The organism is Anabaena sp. CCY 9402-a (assembly GCF_963920945.1).
Taxonomy (GTDB): Bacteria; Cyanobacteriota; Cyanobacteriia; order Cyanobacteriales; family Nostocaceae; genus Trichormus; species Trichormus minutissimus.
Genome location: NZ_CAWUDL010000137.1, coordinates 1 through 7,724 on the forward strand (window position 1 = coordinate 1; position 7,724 = coordinate 7,724).

The 7,724-nt window shown below is 41.9% G+C and carries 6 protein-coding genes and 1 pseudogene; 1 reads left to right on the forward strand and 6 read right to left on the reverse strand.

Going from position 1 to position 7,724, the window contains the following annotated elements; all coding sequences use genetic code 11:
- Positions 1-48 precede the first annotated feature (48 nt).
- The 4 genes from ACM0OR_RS27215 to ACM0OR_RS27230 form a co-directional block, all read right to left on the reverse strand.
- Positions 49-1,173 (reverse strand): hypothetical protein, encoded by a 1,125-nt coding sequence (locus ACM0OR_RS27215; RefSeq protein ID WP_414579523.1) that lies wholly within the window; start codon positions 1,171-1,173, stop codon positions 49-51.
- Positions 1,174-1,261: 88 nt separating this feature from the next.
- A complete protein-coding gene (locus ACM0OR_RS27220; RefSeq protein WP_414579524.1) occupies positions 1,262-1,462 on the reverse strand; it encodes a hypothetical protein in 201 nt (66 codons plus the stop codon).
- Positions 1,463-1,546: 84 nt separating this feature from the next.
- A complete protein-coding gene (locus ACM0OR_RS27225; protein WP_414579525.1) occupies positions 1,547-1,786 on the reverse strand; it encodes a hypothetical protein in 240 nt (79 codons plus the stop codon).
- A 646-nt stretch (positions 1,787-2,432) separates the two neighbouring features.
- Entirely contained in the window at positions 2,433-2,579 is a 147-nt protein-coding gene (locus tag ACM0OR_RS27230; RefSeq protein WP_414579526.1) for a hypothetical protein, read from the reverse strand.
- On the opposite strand from ACM0OR_RS27230, the pseudogene ACM0OR_RS27235 reads away from it, so the two are divergent.
- Positions 2,571-4,227: pseudogene (locus ACM0OR_RS27235) on the forward strand (ShlB/FhaC/HecB family hemolysin secretion/activation protein). The gene ACM0OR_RS27230 and the pseudogene ACM0OR_RS27235 overlap by 9 nt on opposite strands.
- Positions 4,228-4,343: 116 nt before the next feature.
- On the opposite strand, the gene ACM0OR_RS27240 reads toward ACM0OR_RS27235, so the two are convergent.
- A complete protein-coding gene (locus ACM0OR_RS27240; protein ID WP_414579527.1) occupies positions 4,344-4,856 on the reverse strand; it encodes a tellurite resistance TerB family protein in 513 nt (170 codons plus the stop codon).
- A 1,302-nt stretch (positions 4,857-6,158) separates the two neighbouring features.
- Positions 6,159-7,448: a histidinol dehydrogenase gene (hisD, locus tag ACM0OR_RS27245; protein WP_414579528.1), complete on the reverse strand. Its 1,290-nt coding sequence runs from the start codon at positions 7,446-7,448 to the stop codon at positions 6,159-6,161.
- Positions 7,449-7,724 lie beyond the last annotated feature (276 nt).

Sequence of the window (7,724 nt, forward strand, 5' to 3'; positions counted from 1 at the left end):
AAAATTCTCCGAGAATTTGGTAAAAACTATGTAATTAATTTTGTTTAGCTACTTACCGTTCAATCCACCACTGCTACCACCACCACCACCACTTCTACCACCACCACCATCACCAACCCTACCACCTTCACCACCTCTTCCAGCATTACCTGCGGCAATTCCTCCAAGTGCCCTGCTACTGCGAATGGTTACATTATCAAGAATGACATTACCACCATTACCATCATCATCACTGTCGATAAACAGCGCACCTCCTGCGCCTAGTCCACCACCACCGCCATTACTGCCAAAACCACCCCATGCGAGTCCCTGAGCAATGGTGAGGTTTGAAAATGTGACGTTTCCTGATTGAATTGTGAAAATTTGGTTAAAGATAAAAGAAGGGGATTTAAAACCGCTAATGGTATCATTTCCATCACCTATAAAGCTGATATCTGTGGTAATACGGGGCAGTGAACTACCGAGACTAATAGTTCCAGAAACTCTACTTAAATCTATAATGTTATGTTGTTCTGGTTTAGATTCAGCTATAAGAATCGCCTCACGTAACGATAATCCTGTTCCTCCAGAATCAATATCATTCTCGTCTTCTATAGTAGTCACATAGATTGTTGGGTTAGCCATCTCAACTTGAACAGACTGCCCATCTAAGACAATCGTTGCAGTATCATTCTCAGACTGTAATACCTGCAATTGCGGCTCATCTAATGTTTCACCCCGTACCAGTGCCGAGAAAATTTCCCCCTCATCACCAGGACTATCGGTATCATTAAGCTGCACATCAAAATTATGACCGATTTCCTCCAACAGCACAGCCACAACCTTGTCAAGATTGTTGGCATTCTCAGTCAGAAATTCTGCGGACAGATAAATTTTCCGCGATGCTGCTGCATAAGCTCCATTCGCACCATTGAGTTCTAGCGCAGAGCGAATTTCAATAGTTGGCAGTTCAAATGTTCTCTCAAGCAAATTCTGGCGTAAACCCTCCGCCACATCTGTATCAAAGCTATTTCCAAAGGCCAACGATAAGTTAGTTTCAAAGCTATCACTGGCTGCAAACAGGGACAGCCAATCTACTGAGCGGATAATTGCTGTCCCCACGATCTCGTTTAAATCGAGGATGAGATTTTCTAAATTGAGGATCTCGCCGAAAATGATTTTAGGTGTCTGCATAATTAAACCTGTACTAGAGAAAAATTACAAAATTATTTAAGCTAACAAAATAATGACTACCATTCAGATAGTTTTCTTTCATAGATTATTAGTAATTATGAAAGATGATGAATTGCTCTGCTGCCATAGATGAAAACTGAGGCAGATCAGTTGCTGCTGCATTGATAGGATAGCTTTGCTCATTCAAAAACTTGCTGTTGACAAGCTCTTTGAGCGTTTTTACATCACTTTTACCCTTGTCAATCACTGCACCTATAGCCGCCAAACGTGCTGTTGGTTCTTCTTGCATTAATGGCACGACTGAAGTTAGCCGAAAACAAAACTGCTGGCTTAGAAGTTTGGTCTGGATACTGTAATTGCACTTCATTAATATCTATAGCTGTGTTTCATCCAGTGTGTAAACTAACCGCACAGAAGCTTCCACAGGCGCAGAACCAAAATATTGCCATGCTCCAGCCTGGAGGAGTTTACTAAAAGTAAAATTGCGTGCGCTCAAGTTTTTTAGCTCGTAAGATGCAAGTTCTCGTAAGTTAATTCTCACGCCCTGATAGTTAACTTGTTTGACTGTCTGAATATACTTACGTGCGATCGCTGGAATTTGTACATCGCTCACTTCTTTATTGGCGATCGCTTCTGCAAAAATGACTCTATTGAACTATACAACTATGCTCACACCATTCTGGTAAACAACCTGAGCAGTAGTATTAGTTAAAACTGGTGGTCTAGCTAATTCCCAATCACCGGGGACAATCCCTGTATACTTGAAAAAAATCTGCGGTCAAAATGCTAGGTTTTGTTGCCGAACAGCGATCGCAATTAACAGTTCTTGAACTTGAAAATCTTCAATCATATTGCACTAATTTATCACCGTAAAAATAAAATTTAATGTATCACCATACAACATTACACTTATGTACCTATCTTTAGAAATAAATTTTTCATAAAGATTATGTAAAGTGAGGTTTGCAAAAGATTGCGTCGGTTCAGCCTCGCGAGCAACTTCAAAACCTTCTGCACCGACTCCTCCAGCTAACTGGAGTACACCCGTGAATACGATAAGCCTAACAGCATGGCTTCGCTTACCGCTAATCTGCTACATCTGCTAACAGTTCATCTTGTAGAATCATCTGGATGCCTCAAGGAACTAGTTGCAGTATTGTTGCATTGTTTCTAATCACCGACCACAACAAAAATGGTAGATCAAATAATTTCAGTTGCGCTTGATTTAATAAATCCTCAACATTTAAGAAACTGGTTTGCTAATTGCTGCTACTGTACCTCATAACAGCCGGAAATGCTGTAATGTCACTGTTTTCTAATCCAGTAATAATGGGTGCATTGATGTTGATATTACCACCATCTCCTAAACTACCAGCTGTTGCAGTAATGTTACTGCGATCGCCCAAACTTCTAATTCTCCAACTTCACCGCCTTGTCGGTTAGAAGATATTCCTATTACTCCTTTACCATCGGATCTGTTACCGCAACCATCAAATTAGGAGCAATTACTGCCTCCTGTGCAACTACCAGATGATCAGCCCACCCTAGGAGAAGATGATGCTCAGTCCAAATTTCGGGTTGATCAGATTGAAGTTGTTGGTAGTACAGTTTTCTCACCAGAACAGTTTGCCCCTATTACTGCTCCCTTTGTGGGAAGGGAGGTATCCTTTGCAGAGATATTGCAAGTCAAAGATGCCATCACTAAGCCATACACTGATAACGGCTATGTAACAACAGGGGCTTTAATTACACCGCAGACTGTAGAAGCTGGAGTCATCAAAATTCAAGTGGTAGAGGGCAGTTTGTCAGAAATTAAAGTCGTCGGCAATCGGCGATTACGTAGTCAATACATTCGCGATCGCATCCGCATTGGTGCGAACAAACCTCTGAATCTACCGCGCTTAATGGAAAAGCTGCAACTGCTTCGCCTCGATCCGCGCATTCAAAACCTGTCAGCCGAGTTGCAGATGGGTGTAAATCCCGGAAGCAATATATTGCAAGTGGAGGTTCAAGAAGCCGATACTTTCTCGCTGACAACAACTTTAGATAATGGGCGATCGCCTAGTGTTGGCAGTTTTCGTCGGAGTGTGGATCTGCAAGAAGGGAATTTATTAGGTTTAGGGGACACGCTGAATTTAGGCTACACCAATACCGATGGCAGTAATACCATCAGTTTGAATTACACACTACCAATTAATGCTCACAATGGGACTGTCTCGTTTGGTTTTAACCAAGGGTGGAATCGTGTCATTGAAGAACCATTCACTGTCCTGGATATTCAATCTAACACTAAGTCTTACCAATTTGGCTATCGCCAACCACTAATCCAAAAGCCAACCCAAGAATTAGCGGTGGGGCTATCTTTCTCGCGCCAAGAAAGCCAAACAGAGTTAGGTCTTGATAATATTGGTGGGTTTCCTTTATCCGTCGGTGCAGATGCAGACGGAAAAACCAATATGTCTGCCCTGCGTTTGATTCAGGAGTATACCCAACGCAGCAATCAGCAAGTTTTTTGCAGCGCGATCGCAATTTAGTCTGGGGGCTGATTGGTTTGATGCTAATGTCAATGAAGATGCCCCAGATAGTCGCTTTTTCGCCTGGCGCGGACAAGCGCAGTGGGTAAGACAGTTCGCACCAGACACGCTGTTGTTAGCTAGGAGTGATTTACAACTTGCAGCAAATTCTCTCGTATCTTGAGAGCAATTTGGTCTGGGTGGACAGGTAAGTGCGCGGGGCTATTGTCAAGATACATTACTTACTGATAATGGCCTATTGCTTTCGGCTGAATTCCGGTTGCCGATTCTGCGTGCTGCCAATCTGGGAGGAGTGCTACAACTGACTCCATTCATCGACGTAGGCAAAGGCTGGAATATTAAAGGAGATAATCCATCCCCAAGTATGTTATTTGGTACTGCGTTAGGATTGCTGTGGAAACAGGGCAATAACTTCTTTGCCCGGCTAGATTGGGGTATTCCCTTAACATCAGTAGAGGGAGAAAAGCGATCGCTGCAAGAAAATGGATTGTACTTCTCGGTACAGTATTCGCCGTTTTGATCAATGAAGAAGGCTGAGTGAAAAGTGCTGTTAGCGTAACGGGGCGTAAGCCTATACTTTCTAATTTACTCAGCACTCAGCAATCAACAAGCAAAAATACTTACGAGGTAAATTTTTTAATTAGAGTCTCCCACAACTACTGTGTCATCTTCGTCATCTAGAAATTCATCATCGTCTGGTTCTTGGAAAGCCGCAATTACCTCTTGAATAATTTCTTGTGCTTCTTCATCCTTTAGTTTCAAAGCTTCCTGAAGTTTTTTCAGGTAAGGCTGTTTATCTGTGGGAACTATGAGTTCTTCTTCGTCTAAAAGAATAACGACTCCAGCCGCGAAGCCATCCCAAACCATTTCTTCAGGTAAGGACTGAGTTGCTGTGTTAAATAAGGGGCCGACTCCCTCCTCTTCGGCGATCGCCATGAGTTCATCAACGATTTCCACGATTTCATCTTCTGAAAATTCGGCGAACACCTCAAACTCCCAGAGAATACCTGCTAACCCTTCAGAATCGACTTCTTCCAGTGAAGAATCAGCGATCGCACTCACCAGCGCGATCGCCGCTACGGCTTCTTGTGGACTTAGGGATTCTTCTGTGGTGTTTTTTGCTTCAAAAATCTGCTCATAGTTGCTCATAATCACTACCTTTCGCTCAAGGAATTACAAAAAGGTTGAACCAGCGATCGTACACAAAACCTTGGATTATTCCAGATTGGTATTTGTACGGTCATAGCAAATCATTACTACCATACCCGAATGGCTTTATTCTCTAGCAGGTGAAATATTTTTCTCAGATATTTGGCATGAGTTGCTAGCTATGAGTCATATATTTCTTTACATTGGTTTGTCGTAAATACCAATAAAAATAGTCGTACTCCCACTTTTTTGCCTAACAAATCAATTTTTCAGCGAAATTCTAGATGATCAATCATATTCTGTTAAGTATAATTACTACTTGATTTTTCCATGATATTTTTTGTTGAGTTTTGCTAGTTTGGTTTAATATAGAAGAACGGTAGTTCAAAACATAGCGATAGCAGTCATACATTGGGCTAACTAATGCTAACTGCCTAGTTAACGTTGCTGATGCAGTAGAAAAACTAAATTAAACGCAAGCTTGTAGTAAGGGGCTTTAGCTCTTACCAATAATTAGTCCAGAGCGATCAACGATTAATTTTGTTTAACTAGTTACATACAGCAATTGAGGGTTAGTAGCTTAGAGAAACTCTGGTGAAAAGTTAGTCATTAATAGGCTAGTGTAATTCATCACTGTTTCGTAGCCATCTACCTCAACAGAGTTGAGGAATGTTGATCAATAAATAAGTCGGAATGGGCTATTCCCTGATTGGCTAATAGTAACCAGAATTTTTATTTAATTTTCTGGAGCTTACAGCTACTTACAGGTACATTTTCCTATGCTGTCTTTAATTTGATGATCTAGCTGGTGGGAATTACTTCCCGAAATCCATGCTATAGCTACATCTATTTGTCATGTAAATTGATGACATATATCCTTTGGGGTTAGTTACACATAAATTAATCCCACCAGAGAAAATTCATCAATTTAGTGATCTAATTATCTTCACATCATCCAAAAATTTGGATGAAAGTTTGTTATTGCTGCATCCCAGTATAGGAATGCACAATTTCAACCTTAGCCATTTAACTTGTCAACTCCTCACCCACTAGAAATATCATTTAAGGTTATGAATGATTTTGAATTTATATCAAAGATATGCATTATAGCTGTAGCCTATCTGTCTAGCATTTACTTGTGGATTTCACTATCTCAAAACTCAAACGAGTAACGTGAGACAGTAATTATTAATTGATAAATTAAGGTGATTTTGACTTTAATTTATGGCCATTTTGTTTTACTTATGATAACTTTGAAATTTGAGAACCCCGGTTTATGCTATAAACTGGGGTTCTCAGCTTTTAATAACCTGATTGCAGTCGTATTGCCACACTACCGGCATGGGCGGGCAAACCTTCGGCTTCTGCTAAAGTAACTGCTGCTTGACCAACTTTTTGCAATGCTGCTTGATTACATTCTAAATAGGTAATGCGTTTGACAAAATCGTAGACGCTTAAACCAGAGGCAAAACGGGCGGAACGGGATGTAGGTAAGACATGATTGGGGCCGCCTAAATAATCACCAATCGCTTCTGGGGTGTAGCGTCCCAAAAACAAACTACCAGCGCACTTAATTTGACTAGCTAGTAATTGGGGATTGTCTACGCACAATTCTACGTGTTCGGGAGCTAGTTGATTTAATAAAGAGATGCTGTCTGCCAAATCGTTCACAATAATGACTGCACCATGCTTTTCCCAACTGGTGCTAGCTGCTTCTTTTGTAGATAACTGGGGAATAACTTGCTCAACTGCGGCTATAACTTGTTGGGCAAAAGTTTCAGAGTCGGTAATTAAAATTGACTGCGCGCTGGGGTCGTGTTCTGCTTGTGAGAGTAAATCCCAGGCTATCCATTCGGGGTTATTTTTGTCGTCGGCTACAACCAAAATTTCAGAAGGCCCGGCGATGCTGTCTATACCCACAGTCCCAAATACCTGACGCTTGGCTTCAGCCACATAGGCATTACCAGGGCCGACAATCTTATCTACAGGGGTAATGCTGTCTGTACCATAGGCGAGGGCTGCTATTGCTTGCGCCCCACCGATACTATATATTTCTGTCACGCCAGCAACTTGGGCAGCTGCCAATACTGCGGGATTTATTTCCCCGCGAGGCATGGGTACAGTCATTACAATGCGTTCTACACCGGCGATTTTGGCAGGTAGTGCATTCATCAATACAGAACTGGGATAACTAGCGCGTCCTCCAGGAACGTAAATACCGACTTGTGACAGAGAAACCCAATTTAAACCGAGTTTTACCCCTACGGTATCGGTGTAACCAATGTCTTGGGGTAATTGCCTTTCGTGGAAAGAACCTATACGTTCAGCAGCTAATTCTAATGCAGCTTTGACTTCAGCCGGACATTTGGCAGCTTGTTCAGCCATGAAAGTTTCACTCAACCGCAGAGAATGAGGGCTGAAATGGTCAAACCGACTCGTGTAATCCTTAACTGCGGCATCACCGCGCACTTTTACATCAGCTAGGATATCGTGTACTGTACCGCTAACATCAACCGTAGCTTCCCGGCGGTTATTTACAAGGGCTTTAAATTGGGGAGTAAAGTCTTTGTCGGTTGTTTTCAGGAGTTGCATGGACAGTTTCTCTGAATTAGTGCAGGTTGGCAGTAGGAACAATATTTAGTTTAGAACGCTAGTACGGTTTCGCGAAAGGCAAATTTCATAGGTTTACCTAATACTGCAAGCATAACTCCGTGTCTTGTAGATCAGCCCATGACAAATTAAGGGAACACCAAAAAATAAATTATCCGCAATTGTTGGTTGGGTAGGGTGCGTCAGTGCGATAGAACCTAACTACTGGAGTTTAGACTAAGCAATGCAAGATAACACAGCAGGGCTGAGTGAATCGGA

What these genes read in the sequence shown, in the direction of transcription:
- ACM0OR_RS27215 (WP_414579523.1), bottom strand. Translation starts at nt 1,173, where the DNA reads ATGCAGACACCTAAAATCATTTTCGGCGAGATCCTCAATTTAGAAAAT.
- ACM0OR_RS27240 (WP_414579527.1), bottom strand. Translation starts at nt 4,856, where the DNA reads ATGAGCAACTATGAGCAGATTTTTGAAGCAAAAAACACCACAGAAGAA.
- hisD (WP_414579528.1), bottom strand. Translation starts at nt 7,448, where the DNA reads ATGCAACTCCTGAAAACAACCGACAAAGACTTTACTCCCCAATTTAAA.
- ACM0OR_RS27220 (WP_414579524.1), bottom strand. Translation starts at nt 1,462, where the DNA reads ATGCAAGAAGAACCAACAGCACGTTTGGCGGCTATAGGTGCAGTGATT.